Genomic DNA, 19675 nt, shown 5'->3' on the forward strand with positions numbered 1-19675 from the left:
TATGGCATTAACGTTCCAAATTAAAACATCATTAAATAAATGGAGGTCATCGTTATGAGTAAAGCAATTTTACAATTAGACGCATTATCATGCCCGGCATGCATGCAAAAGATCCAAGGCGCATTAGAAAAACAAACTGGCGTTGAAAATGTTAAGGTGCTGTTCAACGCTGCAAAGGTTAAAACTGAATTTAACGGCGAGCAAATTTCAGCCGATAAATTGTCTGATACCATCACTGATTTAGGTTACGAAGTTCAATCAATGAAAGTTAAGGAATGAGGAAGAAAAATGACAACTAAAAATGCAGAACAAACACCAAAGGATTTATTTGCGGCTGAGGTCAAACAGGCCGATGTCGATCACCATACGCCAACTGCCGGGGCAATGACTGGACACATTGTTTCCAACCTAGTCGTTCTGGTTAACAAGTTGCAGCAAGCTAAGTGGTATGTTAAAGGGATGAACGCCAACACGCTGAAAAATTACTTTGGCGACCTGCTGGTTCAGGCAAATGACCAGAAGGATAAGCTGGGAGAAACGTTAATTGATGAGAACCTATTGACGCCAACAACCCAAAAAGAATTCACTGAATACGCAATGCTGACGGAAAATGGTGAAAACAAGTATCATTCCGCTGAATGGTTGATTGATAATTTTGTTCATGATTATGATACGGAGAATCTGTTTGTCACCCGTGCCATTAGGCTAGCGGAAAAAGAAGATCGGCCGGTATTAGCAACGATGTTAACTAAGATCTTTGGTGAAAACAATCATAACATCGCCTCATTGCAGGCCCTGCTGGGGAATACCCCACGGGCAGGATTGGATGAAGAAGACGACGATGAGTTCTAAGTGAGTAAAGTGGTTATCAGGCCGTAGTCGAATAAGTTAGGCTGTAGTGAGTACTGTGAAATCATAACTAAGCAAACGTAATACAAAAGGTCCTTCCCTTAAAATTTTAAATTGAATTTTAAGGGAAGGACCTTTTTGCATTTTAACGAGTAACTTAACTGGATTTAACTTAAATTATCCGCTGAATTATTTTTCTGCAACGCTTGTTTTTGAACTGTTCTCGCGTTTCTTGGCTTCTTCGGTTAAGATTCGATACTGCCGTTGTGCGTTTTCGTAAATTTGACTGGCTTCCTTTAATTGCTCACGTGATTCATTTAATTGTTCAACTAATTGAGAATCCGTGTAAGCAGCCTTATGAATTTGGATCTGCTCGGTTAGCTTGTACGCTTTTACGACAGCGCGGTAGCCACCACGGCCGAAGCTAGCAATCTGCGTGCCAGCGTTCCTTAGGGTTGGCTTCAAGCTGAAACTATTGATACGCTTTAGGAGTGGCTCGCTGACGTGTTTATTCCAGTAGGTGATGAGGGGGCCAGTGAAAAAGGCAACGATAATTGTAGCGACTCCAACGGGCCCACCAACTAGGAAAGCAACGACCATGAATACGATGTCTTGACTAATTCTGGCAATTCGGTATTTTAAATGGACTAAATTTGTAATAATTGGTGCGATTGCATCATATGGTGCAACTCCCAAGCTGGCTCCCATGTACATTGAAGAACCAAGGGTAAATAATAGTAATCCAATGATTAAATCAGCGGAAACTGTCAGAAAGTTGAGTGAATTAGGCAAAATATCATTATAAAGCTGCGTAAACCACTGAATTTCATAGCCAACCAGAACCATATTCATGATGGTGCCGATGCCGATTTTTTTGCGATCAAGAATGAGCACCACCACAAAGATTACTAAGTTAGAAATTAACTGGGTGTTCCCAAGCCCCATGCCGAACTTAGCTGCTAAGCCGGTGTTCATCGCTGTAAATGGATCAAGTCCGACTCGGCCTTCCCGCAAAAAGGTGGTTCCAAGTGAGAGAATGGCGATGCCGATGAACGCCATTAGAGTTTTCAAAATGACCGCAACGGTGCGATTCATTTTCTGAAGTTGATCATCATTTGAATTATCCTTATTTTCCATATCGCTATTAAGTAAGCATCTTTTCGTATTGACCACAAACGTTTGTGGTATATTCTAACATTCTGTTTTGGAAATGCAAGAATGAGTGAGCGGAGCGGTCCTAATCTGTGTTGCCAGAAGCAAAGCATTCAGAGTGCTGCACCAAGCAGAACGCTTTGCTTCGCTCACTCTTTTGTTGACAAACGGCATAGATAGCGTTAAGTTTAACCTCAATCATCGCTTAGTTACTTATATGATTAACCAATTAACAAAATGCAAAATTGGAGGATTTTAAATGACTGACATGGCGACTAACAAACGGGGCCTTACTAATTTTGATATCAAAGTCCTGGGAATTACGTTGATGTTTATTGACCACTTTCACGAGATGTTTGCAGCGGCGGGGGCGCCTAATTGGCTTGACTGGTTTGGTCGCCCAGTAGCAACGATCTTTATGTTTTTGAGTGTTGAAGGGTTTACTCACACTCACAATCAAAAGCGCTATTTATCACGCTTATTAATTGGCTTTTGGGTGATGGGAGTTGGCAATTTAGTTGTTCAGCACTTTTTCAGCATGGGTAACTTCGGCTTAATCAATAATATCTTTAGTGATTTGTTCATCGGTGTCTTAACCATGTACGGAATTCAAACAATTGCTGACGGGCATCGGACACGACGAATTGGCCAAAGTATATTGGGGATTGTTATCATTTTAATCCCGTTAGTATTTGGCGGGCTTATTTTATTTCTCATGGGATCTCACGCTGGTTTATTCTCTAAGGTGGTTATGCTAGCCGTTCCAACACCAATTACAGCAGAAAATTCGTTCTTCCTGTACCTTGGACCATTAATGTATTTATTACGAAAAAATCGCAATTGGCAATTACTAGCAATCGCCGTTTTTGCTTTGTTATCAACTGGATTTAATTTTAGTCAGCTTTTGACTACCAACACACAGTGGTTAATGGTTTTAGCTGTGATTCCGTTAGCAATGTATAACGGCAAGCTAGGGAGAAGTATGAAAGGCTTCTTCTATGCATTTTATCCGCTTCACATATGGGGGCTTTATATTATTGCGGTGTTATTAGGCGTGAAGGGCTAAGGGGTGTCAGGCTATTTGGTTGCTTGTGAAATTCTCTCGGGTTACGATTATTTTGTAATAAAATGATTGAAAAACAGATGGAGGGACACTTATGGCAAATCAATACGATTATGATGTCTTATATATCGGCAGTGGGCACGGAACCTTTGATGGCGCTATTCCACTGGCAAATACTGGTAAAAAAGTAGGGGTAATTGAAGCTGATTTAATTGGCGGCACCTGTCCTAACCGCGGCTGTAACGCCAAAATTACGCTGGATGCCCCAGTGAAATTATCTCGGCTAACTGAACAATTGAGCGGGGTTGTTTCTGGGGGCATCGCAATCAACTGGGAGCAAAATGAGCAGCACATGCATGACGTGATTGATGGGCTCCCAGATATGATTGCCGGCTTAATGAAATCCGTGAATATTGATATTATCAAGGGCTATGGTACCTTGAAGGATAATCATACGGCTTTAGTTGACGGCCAACCTAAGACGGCAGCTAATATTGTGATCTCAACGGGTCAGCACCCACATCGCCTTGATATTCCTGGGAAAGAACTGACCCATGATAGTGAAGAATTTATGAACTTAAAGCACTTACCGCGAAAAATTGTCATTATTGGCGGTGGTTACATTAGCATGGAATTTGCGACAATTGCCAACGCTGCTGGAGCGGACGTAACTGTTATGACGCATGGCGATCGGGTACTGCGAAAATTCTATCAGCCATTTGTTAACCAAGTAGTTGCTGATCTGAAATCGCGTGGGGTTAATTTTATTTTTAACGCGAAGGTTTCAAGAATCGACAAAATCACTGATGGAGCTACCATTAGTTACAATGATGACCAACAGATTTCCGCAGACTGGATTTTGGACGCAACTGGTCGAACCCCGAATGTTGATGGGATTGGCCTCGATCAGGTTGGCGTTAAGTATAGTGAAAAGGGAATTGTTGTGAACGATCATTTGCAAACGAGTGTTGCCAACATTTATGCTTCTGGTGATGTCATTGATAAGGAGCAGCCTAAATTGACACCGACCGCAATCTTTGAGTCAATGTATTTGATGCACCAATTTGCTGGCGATAGTGAGGAACCTATTAAGTACCCGGCTATTCCATCGGTTGTCTTTACGTCGCCAAGAATTGCTAAAGTTGGGTTTTCCCCTGATCAAGCAAGCAATAACACTGATTATGAAACAACGACCAATCATTTGCCAGACGACTGGTATCGACAAGTAACCAAGGAAAAGATCGGCGATAATGTCTTGGTTTACAACCAGAAGCATCAATTAGTTGGTGCTACGGAAGTCAGTGATCAAGCTGAAGACGCAATTAATACGTTGCTACCGGCGATTGAATTTAAACTAGATGTTAACCAGCTGGGCCGATTAGTGACATTGTTCCCGTCAATTGCGGCGGGTACGTTGGGACAATTGTAAGTGTGCGTAGCAAAGCGGTTAGAGACTGGAGTCTAAGGTGCTTTCGGCTTAAACCCCGGGCTTGGGTTTGAGTCGGAAGTATCTTAGATGCAAGTCTCTGCTTTGCGGAGCACCATTCCACTATATAAATGAGAATTACTACAAGATTTAGATGCAAGTCTTTGCGGAGCGGTCCTAATCTATATAACGGAATAACCACCAATTAATACTACAGCCGACTAGAGCACAGATATGTATTCCTGACTTGGAGTTTATGTTTGTAGGGCTTACCCGCAGCTTTCTGCTTGGTGCAGCACGTTTTCACAATGTTGCCCAGAGAGCTATTAATCCATGGCTTTGGGGAGTTTTGACCAAGGTGCTTATGTGCATGCTTTGCGGAGCGGTCCTAACCCATAGAACCCATCCTGAGACTCACCAATAAAATTCATAAGAAGAGTTACTGAAAAGCATCTAAAAACTATCCGGTTAGACCGACAGTTAAAACTTTTTTCAGAACGTAACTCAGCTAAACTACTTTGTATTAAAAAGCGCTATCTTACCTATTCAAAAATAGGTCGGATAGCGCTTTTTGATATGAAGCTTTTTAAGTTTCTAAATCGGGCTGTCTTCCAAACGACTACCACAAATAGTCAACGGGGTTCTTGATGTATTTATCGTACACGTCGCGGACGATTTTCATTTGGTCGTCAGTAAGTGGTGGTAATTCCGCGGCAACTGTATTGCGATCAATCTGAGTTGGGTTGCTGGCACCAGGAATAACTGCTGAAACGGCATCGTACATCAAAATAAATCGTAAGGCAGTCGCAGCGAGGTTGTCAGTTCCAAGACGTTCTTTGAGCTCGTTGGCGGCTTTAACACCCGTCAAATAATCAACTCCGGAGAACGTCTCACCCTTGTCAAACTGTTCGCCATTACGGTTAGTTGTTCGGTGATCTTCTGGCGCAAATTTAGTATCCGCAGTGAATTTACCAGTCAACAGGCCACTTGCGAGTGGGACCCGTGCTAAAATACCAATGTTATTTTTCTTTGCAAGATCAAAGAATAGGTCAGCGGGACGTAAGCGGAACATATTGAAGATGATTTCAACGGTCGAAATGTCGTATGACATGGCTTTGATGGCTTCTTCAACCCGTTCGACACTAACACCGTAATTTTTAATCTTGCCAGCTTTTTTAAGCTTATCCATGGCAAAGAAAGTTTCTGGCATGTAATAGGTTGGCATTGGTGGGCAGTGTAACAGGACCATGTCCAGCGCATCGACGCCCATATTAGTTAACGATTCATCAACGTAACGGGTGAGGTGCTCAGGGTTGAAATGGTCAACGGTTAGCGGTGATTCTTTGCGGCCAATTTTAGTGGTGAAGTGAACATCTGGATGGGACCGAACAAATTGACCCACTGCTTTTTCACTTTCGCCATCCTGGTAACCATCGGCGGTATCAAAGAAATTAACGCCGTGATTATAGGCTTCTGCCAGGGTATCGGCAGCGTCCTTTGGATCAAACGGGGTGCCCCATTTACCACCTAACTGCCAAGTTCCTAGTGAGACTTCACTGATTGAATAGCCGGTTTTTCCGAGTGTCCGAAATTTCATAATAATCTCCTTCTGTTGCTTTGCACAGCTGTTATTTAAACTATGCTTTAATTTTACCATTTCTAGCAGCAAAGGAATGCATGATGATCAACAAAATAACGACGGCATAACTGCCAGCAGCCCAACTAAACAGCATGCGGTAGCCGCCACGAATATTTAGTAAGGCACCGATAAAGGGCCCAATGACAATTCCAACTGTTTGGAACTTCTGGATAAGGGAGAATGTCTGGCTAATGTGTTCGTGATCAGTGTGCTGGGTTAGCTGGTTTTGAATTGACGGGCTAACGCCGGCGTTTGAAATCCCCACAATGCCTTGGCTGACAATGAATAATGCGACCGTCCCAACGAATGCGGCAATTGTGAAGCCGCAGATGCCTAGGACAGTTGCTCCAAGTAACGTGATTGCAGCCGGCCATCGATTCGCAATGATTCCCAAAGCCTTTGCAGTCAGCAGGGAAAATAAACCGGTGACCGCGACCGCACAGCCGATGAGAAAGTCGCCAGTGCTTGCGTTGATTTGGCGAACGACCAATGCAATGTATGGGGTAGTGGCATTGCTGGTTACTTCAACTAATAATGCAGTGATGAGGAGGAGCACCAGTGGTAATGAAATCGGTGCTTTGCCTGAACTGTGCTTGATCGGTGCCGCTTTGTGTTTGGCAGCCGCCGTTGAAGGATAATGCAGATGATCAGTAGGATTGCCGCACTAAAGACCAACGTTAGCCGGAACGACATCAATGGAATTAAAAAGCCGCCAATTAATGGAGCAGCGATCATCGCTAAGCTAGTGACCGTTCCCATTAAGCCAACGGTCTGGCCAATTTTGGCTCTAGGTGAGAGTTGGATTAACACAGAATTGGCAATAGATATAAAGCCGACAAACAATCCCTGAAGTAATTTCAAGATAACTAATTCGTAAGGATTTTGAACGATACTCATGAGTAATAATACAAGGACTGATCCCCAGCCTGAACGTAATAGCCACGGCTTGGCACCATGTTTGTCAGCCAACCGGGCCCAAAATGGTGCCAAGAGCAAACCTACCAAATAGGGAAGAACAACGCACAAGCTCATTACCCAATTAGTAATCGTGGCATTGGCGTGAAGCTCATTTTGAATAAACAGTGGCAAAAACGGATTCACTTCACCCCAGGAAACTAAAAAAATAAAGCTGGAAATTACAAATAGGCCAGTAATACCCGTAGCAGGTTCTAAATAGCGATCTCGAATTCGGTTAAATAAGTTGATAGATTCTTCCCCCTTAATCATGTTGTAAAACTTTATCACGATAAAACAATTGTTTCTAATGGTAACGCAAAAAATAAATGAAAGACAGTTTAGGTAAATCGTTAAAGCGTAAAAATATGAACTATTTTTTGTAAATATGCCCTTAATTTGTACCAAAACACGAACAATACTATTGACAATTAAATCTATGCCAAGTATGATTTAGGCACAAAATAAATTCGAAAAGGTGCGTGTTGAAATGGCAAACGTTGTTGGAGTGGTGATGGGATCGATTTCTGATTGGCCAACGATGAAATTGGCGTGCGAACAGCTTGAAATGCTTGGCGTTCCTTATGAGAAGCACGTTATATCTGCTCACAGAATGCCGGATGAATTACAGGAATTTGGCAAATCTGCTAGGGATAACGGCTTAAAAGTGATCATTGCAGGTGCTGGTGGTGCCGCCCATTTACCGGGGATGATTGCCGCTAATACGACATTACCCGTTATCGGTGTTCCTATCAAAACACGAACATTAAACGGTGTTGATTCATTACTATCAATTGTGCAAATGCCATTTGGCGCACCAGTTGCCACCGTGAGCATTGGGGATGCCGGTGCTAAAAATGCAGCGTTACTAGCAGCTCAAATTTTAGCTACAACCGACAACGTCATTGAGAAAAAATTACAGGACTTAAAGCACGAGCAGAGAGTGGAGGCTAAAAACAGTGAGCAGCAATTCGATTAAAACGCTCCTGCCACCTGCCACAATTGGGATTGTTGGCGGCGGCCAATTAGGCCAGATGATGGCATTGATCGCCAAATCGATGGGGTACCATGTGGGCATCCTTGACCCAACTCCACAAGCACCCGCCGGACAGGTTGCGGACTTTCAAATTGTGGCGGCATATGATGACGATGCCGCGCTTATGAAATTAGCCGAAAAAGCTGACGTGTTGACTTATGAATTTGAAAACGTGGACGAAGGGTCCTTACTAAAGGCTAAGAAGGTCGTGGAACTGCCACAAGGCGTCGACCTTTTGCACATTACCGGCGAGCGGCTTAATGAGAAGACTTTTATCCGTGACTGTGGCCTGCCGGTAACTAATTTTGCGGCAGTATCTGATCGGGCTTCACTCCTAGAAGCAGTTAAGAAAGTGGGATATCCGGCCATTTTGAAGACGGCAGCTGGTGGCTACGATGGTCATGGCCAGATGGACATCAATGGACCGGCTGATCTTGATCAGGCTGATCGCCTATATAACGCTAATCAATGTATTTTAGAAGCACGCCAACGATTTATAGCCGAAGCTTCGGTCATGGTGACCCGTGATTTGAATGGCAACGTTATCACCTTTCCATTAGTCGAGAATCGCCATAAAAATCACATTTTGCACACGACAATCGCACCAGGACAATTTTCACAGGTTATTCACCAAAAAGCGCGTCACTATGCTGAAATCATTGCTAATAAATTAGATCTCTACGGTGTTTTAGGAATTGAACTATTTGTGATTAACGAGAATCAGCTCATGGTTAATGAACTAGCGCCGCGACCACATAATTCGGGCCATTATACAATCGAAGCCTGCAATATTTCACAATTTGAAGCCCATATTAGGAGCATCTGCGGCCTGCCAATTCCAGCTGTTACCCAGAATAAGCCCGCAGTGATGCGTAATCTATTAGGAACCGATCTAACACTTGCCCGCAACCTACTTAAAGAACATCCAGAGTGGCATTTTCACGATTACGGCAAGGCTGAGATTCGGCCGCAACGAAAAATGGGGCACGTAACCGTACTGGGTGACAATATTGATGACTTACTTAAATCAACTGCCATGTTAAAGGGAGAAAATTAAAATGACTGATATTAATCACATTGAGAAAAAAGACCTCTTATATAAAGGAAAAGCAAAAGAAATGTTTACCACTAACGATCCTGATATTATGTGGGTTCATTACATGGATCAGGTGACGGCCTTTAATGGTAAGAAAAAAGTTCAGATGGCGGGTAAGGGCCAAACAAATTGTGAAATTTCAGCGCTTATTTTTACCGATCTTGCTAAGCATGGCATAGAGAATCACTTCATTAAGCAGCTGGACGCTAATAACCAGTTAGTTAAACGAGTCACGATTATTCCGTTGGAGACGGTGGTTAGAAACTTCGCGTCAGGTAGCTTTGAGAAGCGGTTTGCGGTTAAGCACCTGATGAAATTTGAAAAGCCAATCACTGAATTTTACTACAAGAGCGATGAGCTAGATGATCCCTTCATTAATGACTTTGAAGTTGAGGCACTCAAGATTGCGACTGAAGACCAAATGAACCAGATCCGAGCAATTGCCTTGAAGGTAAATGATCGGTTGAAAGAAATCTTTGGCAAGATGAATATCGACTTGGTTGATTTTAAAGTTGAAATTGGAATTGATAAAGATGGTCAGTTGATTTTAGCGGATGAGATTTCACCTGACAGCTGTCGCTTGGTTGATCGAGATACGCAGAAGTCCCTTGATAAGGATGTCTTTAGAAAAGGGTTAGGGGCACTTGTCCCAGTTTATAAGGAAATCCTTGGCCGGCTTGAAAAAGTGGAAGGAGTTAACTAATGGCACTCGTTAAAGTATATGTCAATTACAAGAAGTCAATTTTAAATCCCGAAGCCCAAGCGGTTAACAACGCATTGCAACGACTGGGCTATGAAGATATTGAAGATGTCAAATTAGGGAAGTACTTCGAACTCACGGTTGCGGATGGTAAATCAAAGGCAGATCTTGATGCCGAAATTAACGAAATCTGCGATAAGTTGTTAGCAAACTATAATATGGAAAATTATCACTACGAAATTGACGAAACGGAGGCTGCCAAATGAAGTTTGCGGTTCTTGCCTTTCCGGGTTCAAATTGTGAAATGGATCTCTATAATGCGATCAAAGACATCATCAAAGAAGACGTCGAACTCGTCCCGTACAAGAGTCAGTCCTTGGCTGGCTTTGATGCCGTATTAATTCCGGGCGGCTTCTCGTATGGCGATTACCTTAGAAGCGGTGCAATTGCCCGTCTTTCACCAATTATTCCGGCCCTTCAAGCTTTCGCTAAGAGTGGTAAGCCGGTTCTGGGAATCTGCAACGGGTTTCAAATTCTTACTGAGGCCGGATTGTTGCCTGGTAGTCTTCAAAAAAACGTTTCTGCCAAATTTATCTGTAAGGATGAAACGCTAGTTGTCAACAATGATCACAGTATGTTCAGCTCAGCGTACCAGCAAGGCCAATTAATCACATTGCCAATTGCTCATGGCGATGGTAACTACTATTGCGACCAGGAAACGCTTAAGGAACTGGTTGCCAATAACCAAATTGTATTTAAATATACCAATAATCCAAATGGCAGTGTTGATAATATTGCTGGGATTACGAATCAACAAGGTAACGTGTTAGGCATGATGCCCCATCCAGAACGCGCCGTTGAAGATATTTTAGGGTCAGATGACGGCAAGGGGGTCTTCCAGTCGATCGTCAAGCACATCAAGAGTCGAGGGGTTATCTATGAATAAAGTCGCACAACCAATTCAAACAGAAGCAACGCCAGAACAAATTCGCGATCAAAAGAGCTATCTTTCTATGGGGTTGACCGATTACGAATATGGCTTAATTAAAGACAACGTGTTACACCGACTACCAAATTACACTGAAGTTGGCCTGTTTTCTGGCATGTGGAGTGAACATTGTTCCTATAAAAATTCCAAACCAGTTTTGAAGAAGTTCTTCACTAAGGGGCAACACGTGGTAAAGGGTCCCGGTGAAGGCGCTGGGATCATTGATATTGGCGATAACCAGGGAGTGGTTTTCAAAGCTGAAAGCCATAACCATCCATCCGCTGTTGAGCCGTTTCAGGGCGCAACGACAGGGGTAGGGGGTATTCTACGGGACATTTTTTCTATGGGTGCTCGCCCAATTGCCAGTTTGGATAGTCTGCGATTTGCCACACCAAAGACTGATCGCGATAACTATTTTATCCAACAAATCGTTGCTGGTATCAGTGCTTATGGTAACTGTATTGGTGTGCCAACCGTTGGTGGTGACACGGCTTTTGATGATGCTTATGAACACAACCCACTCGTCAATGTGATGTGTGTCGGCTTAATGGATTTAGATAAAATTGAAGTTGGTGCCGCTGCGGGTGTTGGTAACAGTATCATCTACGTTGGCGCTAAAACAGGTCGTGATGGGATTAACGGTGCTTCGTTTGCCTCATTCCAATTTGATTCCGATCACGAGAGCCAGCGGTCGGCGGTTCAAGTTGGCGATCCGTTCACCGAAAAGTTGGTCATGGAAGCCTGCCTGGACGTTATTAATAATCATTCAGAGGCGCTTGTTGGTATTCAAGACATGGGCGCTGCTGGATTAGTCTCTTCTTCCGCCGAAATGGGTTCCAAAGCTGGCGGTAATGGCATGGTCTTGGACCTTGATTTGGTTCCGCAACGTGAAGCTGGGATGTCAGCGTTTGAGTTGATGCTGTCAGAATCACAAGAACGAATGTTGCTTTGCGTTAGAGCGGGGCATGAAGATGACCTATTGAAAGTGTTCGCCGATCATGGCGTTGATGCCGTGGTGATTGGTCACGTGACTGAAGGTCATCAGTATCAGTTACTGCATCATGGCGAACTCGTTGCCGATGTGCCGGTCGATTCACTCGCTTCTGAAGCGCCCGTTTACCATCGGCAATCAGCGATGCCTGAACATTTAAAGCATGCAGATAATCATCAGTTTCAACCTCAAATTACGAATCCAACTGAAACCTTACAAGAAATGCTGGGGCAGCTGACGATTGCCTCTAAAGAAGCAATTTATGAAACTTACGATACACAGGTGCAGACTAACACGGTTGTGGCCCCTGGCTCAGACGCTGCCGTTGTCCGAATCCGTCATTATGATAAGGCACTCGCAATGACAACGGACGTTAATGGCCGTTATCTGTACTTAGACCCGCGGATTGGTGGCCAAATGGCTGTTGCCGAGTCCGCTAGAAACGTTGTGGCCTCTGGTGCTGTCCCTCTTGGAATTACCGATTGCCTTAATTTTGGCAATCCTGAAAAACCAGATCAATTTTATGAATTAGATCAAGCGGTGATGGGGATGAGTGAGGCTTGTGAGAAGTTTGCTGCCCCGGTTATTTCTGGAAACGTGTCGCTTAACAATGAATATGACAACGTGCCAATTTATCCAACGCCAATGGTTGGGATGGTTGGCCTGATTAAGGGGTTGGATCACGTCACTACCCAAGATTTTAAACAGGCTGGTGACCTGGTTTACGTCGTCGGTAAAACGGGTGCTGGCTTTAATGGTTCCCAAATCCAAAAGATGCAGACCGGGGAAATTTCTGGTCAGCTCTTTGACTTTGACTTAGATTACGAGCTTAAGATCCAGCAATTGATCACCAACGCCATTCAGGAAAAGTTATTAGCCAGTGCCCACGATATCTCAGAGGGTGGCTTAATTATGGCAATTGCTGAAAGTACGTTTGGGAATCAACTAGGGGTTAATCTTTCAAGTTCACTGAGCGTTAGCCAATTCTTCTCAGAAACCCAATCCCGATTCTTGGTTTCAGTTCCAGCAGAAAACCAAGCTAAATTTGAACAAATGGTGGGAAAGGAAGCGGAACTGCTTGGGGCGGTCACCGCTGATAATCATTTGTTTGTTCAAGCAACAAATGGCTACTTTGATGTCGATGTTGACAAGGCGTTCAAGATTTGGAAAGGGGCATTGTCATGCCGTCTGAAGTAAAAAGCCTCAATGAAGAATGTGGCATCTTTGGCGTCTGGGGGACCCCAGACGCTGCCAAATTGACGTATATTGGCTTGTTTGCCCTGCAACATCGTGGTCAAGAAGGGGCAGGGATTACTGTCAATCATGACGGTCATCTCCAAACTAAACGGGGATTTGGTTTGCTGACGGATGTTTTTGACTCACCCAATGCCGTTGAAGATATGGTTGGCGATGCCGCGATCGGTCACGTTCGCTATTCCACCGCGGGTAGTAACCTACTGGAGAATATTCAGCCATTGCCATTTAATTTTAGTGATACCCAGTTTGCACTTGCCCATAACGGTAATTTAACCAACGCCATTTCAATTCGGAAGAACTTGGAAGACCGGGGGGCAATTTATCATTCTAGTTCAGACACGGAAAACTTGATGCATTTAATTCGGTTGAGTCGCGCTAATGACTTGGACGATCAAATGAAGGAAGCCCTAAACATTATCAAAGGCGGTTTTGCTTATCTGGTAATCACGAAGGATCGGCTCTATGCAGCGCTTGATCCCAACGGTTTTCGTCCCTTGGTGGTTGGTCAACTTCAAAATGGTGCTTACGTTGTTTGCAGTGAAACGTGTGCTTTGGACGCAGTTGGCGCCACGTTTAAATTCGACGTTCAACCAGGTCAATTGATCAAAATTGACGATTCTGGCATTACGATTGACCAATATACTGATGAAACGCAGCTGTCGATTTGTTCAATGGAGTTTATCTATTTTGCTCGTCCCGATTCAGATATCTACGGCGTGAATGTTCATTCAGCCAGGAAACGGATGGGGGAACGACTAGCCAGGGAACAGCCCGTTGATGATGCTGACATGGTGATTGGGGTTCCTAATTCATCACTTTCAGCGGCGATGGGGTACGCTCAACAATCCGGGTTGCCATACGAAATGGGCTTGGTAAAGAATCAATATTCTGCCCGGACGTTTATTGAACCCACCCAAGAACTCCGTGAGCAGGGCGTTAACATGAAGCTTTCAGCGGTTAAGGGGGTTGTTCGGGGCAAGAAAGTTGTCTTAGTCGATGATTCGATTGTCCGGGGAACCACTAGTCGACGGATCGTTAAGCTATTAAAGGATGCTGGCGCTTTGGCTGTTCATTTGAGAATTGCCTCGCCACCGTTACGTTATCCGTGTTTTTATGGGATTGATATTCAACACGTCCGCGAGTTGATTGCTGCCAACAAGAGTATTGAGGAAATGCGTGACTTGTTTGGCTGCGACTCACTTGGCTTTTTGAGCGTCAAAGGGGTGGTGGACTCGGTTAATTTAAAGACCAATGCCCCTAATAAGGGTCTGTGTGTTGCCTACTTCGACGGGAAATATCCAACCCCCTTATACGACTACGAAGAAGAATATGACCGTGATCAAGCACAATTACAACGGATGAGATGAGGGACTTCTAATGGACGCCTACAAAAAGGCCGGCGTAAATATTAACGCTGGCTATCAATTAGTTGATGAAATTAAACAGTTATCCAAGAATTCTGAACTGGGGGCGTTTGGCGGCCTCTTTGCCTTAGAGGAACTGGGTAAATATAAGAATCCCGTGCTGGTGTCTGGCACCGATGGCGTGGGTACTAAGTTGTTGGTTGCGATTGAGGCCGGTCTTAATGAAACAGTCGGGATCGACTTGGTTGCAATGTGTGTCAACGATATTTTGGCCCAGGGAGCTAAGCCACTGTTCTTTTTGGACTATTTAGGAATTGGTCATCTAGACCCTAATAAAGCTAAGAAGATTGTTGCTGGGGTTGTTCAGGGTGTTTCGGAGGCCAGCGCTAAGCTGATTGGTGGCGAAACCGCTGAAATGCCTGATATGTATACAGGTGATCACTATGATTTGGCGGGATTTGCCGTTGGAATTGCTGATAAAGCTAAATTGTTGAATAAGGCTAGTCTTCGAGCAGGCGATGCGTTGCTGGGTTTAGCATCCAATGGATTACATTCAAACGGGTTCAGCTTAGTTCGCGATATTTTATTTAAGCAGCATCACTATTCTCTAGATGATCGACTGCCCGGGATTGATCAAGATTTGAAGACTGAATTATTACGGCCAACTAGAATTTACGTGAAATCGGTTCTGCCACTTGTAGATCAAGGCTTGATTGGCGCCATTGCTCATATTACGGGTGGCGGTTTGCCAGAAAACGTTGCCCGGATCTTGCCAGAAAATCTAGCCGCGGAATTTAATTATGGGAGTTGGCCCGTTCCGACAATAATGAACGACCTGCAAAAGATTGGTCACTTGTCATTTGAAGACATGAAGCTGACGTTCAACCTTGGCCTGGGAATGGTATTAGCCGTTCACCCAGAAAATGTGGATCAGGTAAAAGCTGCCCTAATCGAATCCGGTGAAGCTGTTTATCAGGTTGGTAAGCTCGTTACCGGGTCCCAAGAAGTACTTATTCGAAAGGATTAATGATGAAACCAGATGTCAAAAACATTGCCATATTTGCCTCGGGTGAAGGGACTAATTTCACGGCCTTGACCGACTACTTCAGAAGGGAGAAGCTGCCACTTAACGTTAAATTATTAGTGTGTGATCATGCTAAGGTTCACGTTCTTGATCGGGCAGCTAAAGCGTCGGTTCCAACCTTCATCGTTCATTTCAAAGATTATCCCAATAAGGCGGCAGCGGAAAAAGTCATCGCTGACAAGTTAGCTGCTGAAAAGATTGATTTCATCATTTTAGCTGGTTATATGCGAATTATTGGGCCGACGCTACTAGCCAAGTATGAAGGTAAAATCGTTAATATCCATCCAGCGTTATTACCCAACTTTCCTGGTCGCCACGGGATTGAGGATGCTTACGAAGCCGAAGTTGATACTACAGGGGTCACAATCCATTGGGTAGATTCGGGGATTGACTCCGGCAAAATTATTGCCCAACGAGAAGTTCCAATTCGTCGGGATGATCGGTTAAGTGATTTAGAAGCTCGTATTCATGCGACTGAGCACAAATTATATCCAGAAGTCATCAAACAATTATTAGAAAGAGGAGAAATTTAATGTCAAGAAGAGCCCTACTCAGTGTTTCTGATAAACGTCATTTGGTTGATTTTGCAAAGCAGTTAAAGAAATTGGATTTTGAAATTGTTTCCACTGGTGGTACTAAAAAGGCGCTTGAAGCTGGTGGCGTTGATGTCACGGGCGTAGAAGAAGTGACTGGATTTCCAGAAATGCTAGATGGCCGGGTTAAGACGCTGCATCCAAAGATTCACGCTGGTATCTTAGCTAAGCGGGATAATCCAGATCACATGAAACAATTAAAAGATGCTGGGATTACTCCGATTGACTTGGTGGCAGTTAATCTCTATCCATTCAAGCAGACAATCGAGAAACCAGAAACCACTGAAGCAGAGGCAATTGAACAAATTGACATTGGTGGCCCTTCGATGTTACGAGCGGCCGCTAAGAATTTTGCCGGTGTGTTAACGGTTGTTGACCCGGCTGATTATCAACCCGTTGTTGATGCACTAAAGGCGCACACGGACGATGCTGATTTCCGAAAACATCTGGCTGCTAAAGTGTTCAGACACACAGCCGCCTATGACGCGCTCATTTCTAATTACATGACTGAAGAAGAATTTCCAGAAAAACTGACCTTAACCTACGAAAAGCAGCAGGCCCTTCGTTATGGCGAAAACAGTCACCAAAAGGCAGCTTTCTATCGCAAGGCGTTACCTTCAAAATTGTCCATTATTCCAAACCAGCTTCACGGAAAGGAATTGTCATACAACAATATTAAGGATGCGAACGCTGCATTGAACATGGTGGCTGAATTTGATCAACCAACTGTCATTGCGATGAAGCATATGAATCCATGTGGCGTCGGCGTGGCTGACACAATCGAAAAGGCGTGGGATGAAGCTTATGAGTCTGATCCAATGTCCATTTTTGGTGGCATTATTGCGGTGAACCGGGAAATTGATGCCGCAACGGCAGAAAAGATGCACAAGATTTTCTTGGAAATTGTGATCGCCCCTTCATACACGGACGAGGCTTTCGAAATTCTTGCTAAGAAGAAAAATATCCGGTTATTGAAGGCTGATTTAAGCCATCGCGACCAGCCAGATCGGTTTGAAGAAATTACCGTTAGTGGTGGGATGCTGATTCAAGAAAGCGACCATCAAATTGATCAGATTCCTGATTTCAAAGTGGTTACCAAGGTTCAACCTACTGAGCAACAGTTAAGGGCCCTTCAATTTGGTCAACACGTGGTTAAACACGTGAAGAGTAACGCGGTGGTTGTCACAACGGACACGAAGACCTTGGGCGTTGGCATGGGCCAGCCAAACCGAATTGATTCGGCTAAGATTGCCATTCAAAAAGCAATGCCAAAGAATGGTTACGAAAATGCGATTATGGCATCGGACGCGTTCTTCCCAATGGATGACTGTGTAGAGTATGCGGCTAAGCACGACATCAAGGCAATTATTCAACCCGGTGGCAGTATCAAGGATAAAGATTCGATTGCGATGGCCGATAAGTTCGGGATTGCAATGGTGATGACGGGGGTAAGGCACTTCAGGCATTAGTGAGCGGAGTAAAGCGGTTAGAAAGCGGAGCCTAAGTTGCTCCTACTAAAGGCCATGGGTTTTGGCCTTTGGTAGGAGTGGCTTAGGTGCAGCTTTCTGCTTTGTGCAGCTGTCCTACAACAAGTGAGCGGATCCAGAAGGTTAGAAACTGCCGAGTAGGCTAGGCATTTCACGGCCGTCGGAATATAAGTCTCCTTGGGCAGAAATTCCTGGATTTGGAATTTTTGACCAAGGTGCTTATATGGAAGTTTCTGTCTGGAGGAGCTGTCCTAATCGACAAAAAAGGCTGAATTCTCAGCCCTTCATACATAACAATTAGAAATATAGCACACAAAGGAGATTCCCCATGGCAAACGTTCTAGTTATCGGTTCTGGTGCCCGTGAGCACGCAATTGCAGCAACAATGTTAAAAAGTTCTCAGGTTGAAAACGTCTATTGTGCACCGGGGAATCCAGGGATGACCGCTGACAATATTCAACTTGTTGATATTGATGAGCTAGACTTTGCAAAGTTGGTAGCATTTGCCCAACGAAAGGCGGTTGATTTAACCTTTGTTGGCCCAGAAGTCCCGCTAGCAATGGGGGTCGTTGACCGATTTCAAGCAGCTGGCTTGCGTGTCTTTGGTCCGAACCAAAGCTCGGCGCGTCTAGAGAGCGATAAGACATTTGCCAAGAATTTTATGATTCGAAATGGGATTCCAACGGCCAAATTTAAGACCTTTAAGGATGCGGAGGCTGCTGAAAATTACGCTCGCACGCTGACCTTACCCGTAGTTGTTAAAGAAAATGGGCTGGCTGCTGGCAAGGGGGTTTCAATCGTTAAGGATAATGCTGACCTTCGAGGAGCGATTGACGCCAGTTTCCAAAAGTCTGACGAAATTTTGATTGAAGAATTCTTAAAAGGTGAGGAATTTTCGCTGATGCTTTTTGTTGGTGGTGATAAAAAGGTTATCTTCCCGATTTCTCAGGACCATAAGAAGATCCACGAGGGTGAAGTGGGTCCCAATACCGGTGGGATGGGGGCCTATTCACCAGTTCCACACATTAATCAACAGGTTCAAGATGATACGATTCAAAAAATTGTTAAGCCAACTATGGCTGGTTTGGCTAAAGAGAACCTCGAATTTGCGGGCGTAATTTACATTGGCTGTATGCTCACGGCCACGGGTCCTAAAGTCATCGAATACAACTTACGGTTAGGGGATCCAGAAACCCAAGTCCTGTTGCCGCAACTGCGGAGTGACTTTTACGAAATGACTACCGCTTTAATTGATCATCAAATGCCCGAGGTTAAATGGCAGACGGGAGAATTTTACTTGGGAGTGGTTGTTGCCGCTCCAGGCTATCCAGCCTCACCACAGCAACACATTGAGCTGCCTAATTTACCTAAAAACGTATTCTATGCAGGTGTCACTGAGAAAAATCAGCACCGTCATAGTTCTGGTGGTCGAATTTTTACCATCTATAACCACGCGGCAACACTAGAATGTGCGCAGGCAAAAGTTTATGCAGAGTTGAGTCGGATTGATCTGGCAAACTTTTATTATCGGAAGGATATTGGGTTCCGGGATTTATAAAAATTAAACACAATAGATTCGAAACGATGCTTTAATTCTTTTCAGATTAATATGATTATTTCCAAGATTGACAAGTCATAAAGTAAGGTGATAGTTTAAAAGACGTGCGATTTTAAGAATCCAGATATTAATTATTAATTAACGACAGTACTTACAGTCAAGCCGTTATTAATGGATACAGTTAAGGAGCCCGTCTATGGCTTTTATTTATATTGTTATTGCCCTTTTGGCCGCACTGGCAGGTGCTTTAGTTCAGGTGAGGTTTAAGTGGCATAAGCTGACAATGGGACAATATTCTAAGTTTTTAGCATTAACCAGCATTATTGGTATTAGCTTGTATGTTGTTAGTGCACAAGTTTTCTAAGCCCCATTAGTTGAACGGGCGCTTGGTGAAAATGTAACTTACCAAAACAATCTAAGATTAGATCCAGTTAGAAA

General features: G+C 44.0%; 20 protein-coding genes. 16 read left to right on the forward strand and 4 right to left on the reverse strand.

Annotated features, from left to right (window positions below; translation table 11 throughout):
• The first annotated feature begins 54 nt into the window (after positions 1–54).
• On the forward strand, positions 55–279 hold the full coding sequence (locus FC98_RS08705) for a heavy-metal-associated domain-containing protein (protein ID WP_040471627.1): 225 nt from the start codon (positions 55–57) through the stop codon (positions 277–279).
• Positions 280–288: 9 nt separating this feature from the next.
• Positions 289–852 carry a ferritin-like domain-containing protein gene (locus tag FC98_RS08710; protein WP_054655138.1) on the forward strand — a complete coding sequence of 188 codons (564 nt, stop codon included), beginning with the start codon at positions 289–291 and terminating at the stop codon, positions 850–852.
• A gap of 186 nt (positions 853–1038) precedes the next feature.
• Here FC98_RS08710 and FC98_RS08715 read toward each other — a convergent pair whose 3' ends face one another.
• Positions 1039–1986 (reverse strand): YczE/YyaS/YitT family protein, encoded by a 948-nt coding sequence (locus FC98_RS08715; RefSeq protein ID WP_054655136.1) that lies wholly within the window; start codon positions 1984–1986, stop codon positions 1039–1041.
• A gap of 274 nt (positions 1987–2260) precedes the next feature.
• Between FC98_RS08715 and FC98_RS08720 the strand changes: the two genes are divergently transcribed.
• Positions 2261–3067: a TraX family protein gene (locus FC98_RS08720; protein WP_054655134.1), complete on the forward strand. Its 807-nt coding sequence runs from the start codon at positions 2261–2263 to the stop codon at positions 3065–3067.
• Between the two features lie 91 nt (positions 3068–3158).
• Positions 3159–4493, forward strand: coding sequence for a dihydrolipoyl dehydrogenase family protein (locus FC98_RS08725; protein WP_008857135.1), 1335 nt, complete (start codon positions 3159–3161; stop codon positions 4491–4493).
• A gap of 616 nt (positions 4494–5109) precedes the next feature.
• Here the strand turns inward: FC98_RS08725 and FC98_RS08730 are convergent.
• The 3 genes from FC98_RS08730 to FC98_RS08740 are packed head-to-tail and all read right to left on the reverse strand — an operon-like array spanning position 5110 to position 7356.
• Positions 5110–6087, reverse strand: a complete 978-nt coding sequence (locus tag FC98_RS08730; protein ID WP_191982001.1) for an aldo/keto reductase — start codon at positions 6085–6087, stop codon at positions 5110–5112.
• A gap of 40 nt (positions 6088–6127) precedes the next feature.
• Entirely contained in the window at positions 6128–6685 is a 558-nt protein-coding gene (locus FC98_RS08735) for an MFS transporter (RefSeq protein WP_054655132.1), read from the reverse strand.
• The gene (locus tag FC98_RS08740) at positions 6658–7356 is read right to left on the reverse strand and encodes an MFS transporter (RefSeq protein WP_054655130.1); all 699 of its coding nucleotides are present in this window, start codon (positions 7354–7356) and stop codon (positions 6658–6660) included. Before FC98_RS08740 ends, FC98_RS08735 begins: the two co-directional genes overlap by 28 nt.
• A gap of 217 nt (positions 7357–7573) precedes the next feature.
• Here FC98_RS08740 and purE point away from each other — a divergent pair, with 217 nt between their 5' ends.
• The 12 genes from purE (at position 7574) to FC98_RS14690 (ending at position 19601) form a co-directional block, all read left to right on the forward strand.
• The gene (gene purE, locus FC98_RS08745) at positions 7574–8062 is read left to right on the forward strand and encodes a 5-(carboxyamino)imidazole ribonucleotide mutase (RefSeq protein WP_008857138.1); all 489 of its coding nucleotides are present in this window, start codon (positions 7574–7576) and stop codon (positions 8060–8062) included.
• Positions 8043–9176 (forward strand): 5-(carboxyamino)imidazole ribonucleotide synthase, encoded by a 1134-nt coding sequence (purK, locus tag FC98_RS08750; RefSeq protein WP_056949453.1) that lies wholly within the window; start codon positions 8043–8045, stop codon positions 9174–9176. Before purE ends, purK begins: the two co-directional genes overlap by 20 nt.
• Position 9177: 1 nt before the next feature.
• Positions 9178–9918: a phosphoribosylaminoimidazolesuccinocarboxamide synthase gene (purC, locus tag FC98_RS08755; RefSeq protein ID WP_008857140.1), complete on the forward strand. Its 741-nt coding sequence runs from the start codon at positions 9178–9180 to the stop codon at positions 9916–9918.
• Positions 9918–10181: a phosphoribosylformylglycinamidine synthase subunit PurS gene (gene purS / locus FC98_RS08760; RefSeq protein WP_054655128.1), complete on the forward strand. Its 264-nt coding sequence runs from the start codon at positions 9918–9920 to the stop codon at positions 10179–10181. The genes purC and purS overlap by 1 nt, the downstream gene beginning before the upstream one ends.
• The gene (purQ, locus tag FC98_RS08765) at positions 10178–10861 is read left to right on the forward strand and encodes a phosphoribosylformylglycinamidine synthase subunit PurQ (protein WP_054655126.1); all 684 of its coding nucleotides are present in this window, start codon (positions 10178–10180) and stop codon (positions 10859–10861) included. The genes purS and purQ overlap by 4 nt, the downstream gene beginning before the upstream one ends.
• Positions 10854–13091: a phosphoribosylformylglycinamidine synthase subunit PurL gene (gene purL, locus FC98_RS08770; protein ID WP_056949454.1), complete on the forward strand. Its 2238-nt coding sequence runs from the start codon at positions 10854–10856 to the stop codon at positions 13089–13091. The genes purQ and purL overlap by 8 nt, the downstream gene beginning before the upstream one ends.
• Positions 13076–14518 (forward strand): amidophosphoribosyltransferase, encoded by a 1443-nt coding sequence (gene purF, locus FC98_RS08775; RefSeq protein ID WP_040471634.1) that lies wholly within the window; start codon positions 13076–13078, stop codon positions 14516–14518. The genes purL and purF overlap by 16 nt, the downstream gene beginning before the upstream one ends.
• Positions 14519–14528: 10 nt before the next feature.
• On the forward strand, positions 14529–15542 hold the full coding sequence (gene purM / locus FC98_RS08780) for a phosphoribosylformylglycinamidine cyclo-ligase (RefSeq protein WP_056949455.1): 1014 nt from the start codon (positions 14529–14531) through the stop codon (positions 15540–15542).
• A gap of 2 nt (positions 15543–15544) precedes the next feature.
• A complete protein-coding gene (gene purN, locus FC98_RS08785; protein ID WP_056949456.1) occupies positions 15545–16132 on the forward strand; it encodes a phosphoribosylglycinamide formyltransferase in 588 nt (195 codons plus the stop codon).
• A complete protein-coding gene (gene purH / locus FC98_RS08790; RefSeq protein ID WP_008857148.1) occupies positions 16132–17661 on the forward strand; it encodes a bifunctional phosphoribosylaminoimidazolecarboxamide formyltransferase/IMP cyclohydrolase in 1530 nt (509 codons plus the stop codon). The genes purN and purH overlap by 1 nt, the downstream gene beginning before the upstream one ends.
• Positions 17662–18007: 346 nt before the next feature.
• Positions 18008–19237: a phosphoribosylamine--glycine ligase gene (gene purD, locus FC98_RS08795; RefSeq protein WP_008857150.1), complete on the forward strand. Its 1230-nt coding sequence runs from the start codon at positions 18008–18010 to the stop codon at positions 19235–19237.
• 196 nt (positions 19238–19433) lie between these two features.
• Positions 19434–19601 carry a hypothetical protein gene (locus tag FC98_RS14690; protein WP_008857151.1) on the forward strand — a complete coding sequence of 56 codons (168 nt, stop codon included), beginning with the start codon at positions 19434–19436 and terminating at the stop codon, positions 19599–19601.
• The last annotated feature ends 74 nt before the right edge of the window (positions 19602–19675 follow it).

This window comes from Lentilactobacillus kisonensis DSM 19906 = JCM 15041, assembly GCF_001434135.1.
GTDB lineage: Bacteria > Bacillota > Bacilli > Lactobacillales > Lactobacillaceae > Lentilactobacillus > Lentilactobacillus kisonensis.

Coding starts and splice junctions, on each gene's coding strand:
- purH (WP_008857148.1), top strand. CDS start 16,132: ATGTCAAGAAGAGCCCTACTCAGTGTTTCTGATAAACGTCATTTGGTT.
- purQ (WP_054655126.1), top strand. CDS start 10,178: ATGAAGTTTGCGGTTCTTGCCTTTCCGGGTTCAAATTGTGAAATGGAT.
- FC98_RS08705 (WP_040471627.1), top strand. CDS start 55: ATGAGTAAAGCAATTTTACAATTAGACGCATTATCATGCCCGGCATGC.
- FC98_RS08710 (WP_054655138.1), top strand. CDS start 289: ATGACAACTAAAAATGCAGAACAAACACCAAAGGATTTATTTGCGGCT.
- purN (WP_056949456.1), top strand. CDS start 15,545: ATGAAACCAGATGTCAAAAACATTGCCATATTTGCCTCGGGTGAAGGG.
- purS (WP_054655128.1), top strand. CDS start 9,918: ATGGCACTCGTTAAAGTATATGTCAATTACAAGAAGTCAATTTTAAAT.
- FC98_RS08730 (WP_191982001.1), bottom strand. CDS start 6,087: ATGAAATTTCGGACACTCGGAAAAACCGGCTATTCAATCAGTGAAGTC.
- FC98_RS08740 (WP_054655130.1), bottom strand. CDS start 7,356: ATGATTAAGGGGGAAGAATCTATCAACTTATTTAACCGAATTCGAGAT.
- purF (WP_040471634.1), top strand. CDS start 13,076: ATGCCGTCTGAAGTAAAAAGCCTCAATGAAGAATGTGGCATCTTTGGC.
- FC98_RS08725 (WP_008857135.1), top strand. CDS start 3,159: ATGGCAAATCAATACGATTATGATGTCTTATATATCGGCAGTGGGCAC.
- FC98_RS08720 (WP_054655134.1), top strand. CDS start 2,261: ATGACTGACATGGCGACTAACAAACGGGGCCTTACTAATTTTGATATC.
- FC98_RS08715 (WP_054655136.1), bottom strand. CDS start 1,986: ATGGAAAATAAGGATAATTCAAATGATGATCAACTTCAGAAAATGAAT.
- purC (WP_008857140.1), top strand. CDS start 9,178: ATGACTGATATTAATCACATTGAGAAAAAAGACCTCTTATATAAAGGA.
- purE (WP_008857138.1), top strand. CDS start 7,574: ATGGCAAACGTTGTTGGAGTGGTGATGGGATCGATTTCTGATTGGCCA.
- purL (WP_056949454.1), top strand. CDS start 10,854: ATGAATAAAGTCGCACAACCAATTCAAACAGAAGCAACGCCAGAACAA.
- purD (WP_008857150.1), top strand. CDS start 18,008: ATGGCAAACGTTCTAGTTATCGGTTCTGGTGCCCGTGAGCACGCAATT.
- purM (WP_056949455.1), top strand. CDS start 14,529: ATGGACGCCTACAAAAAGGCCGGCGTAAATATTAACGCTGGCTATCAA.
- FC98_RS14690 (WP_008857151.1), top strand. CDS start 19,434: ATGGCTTTTATTTATATTGTTATTGCCCTTTTGGCCGCACTGGCAGGT.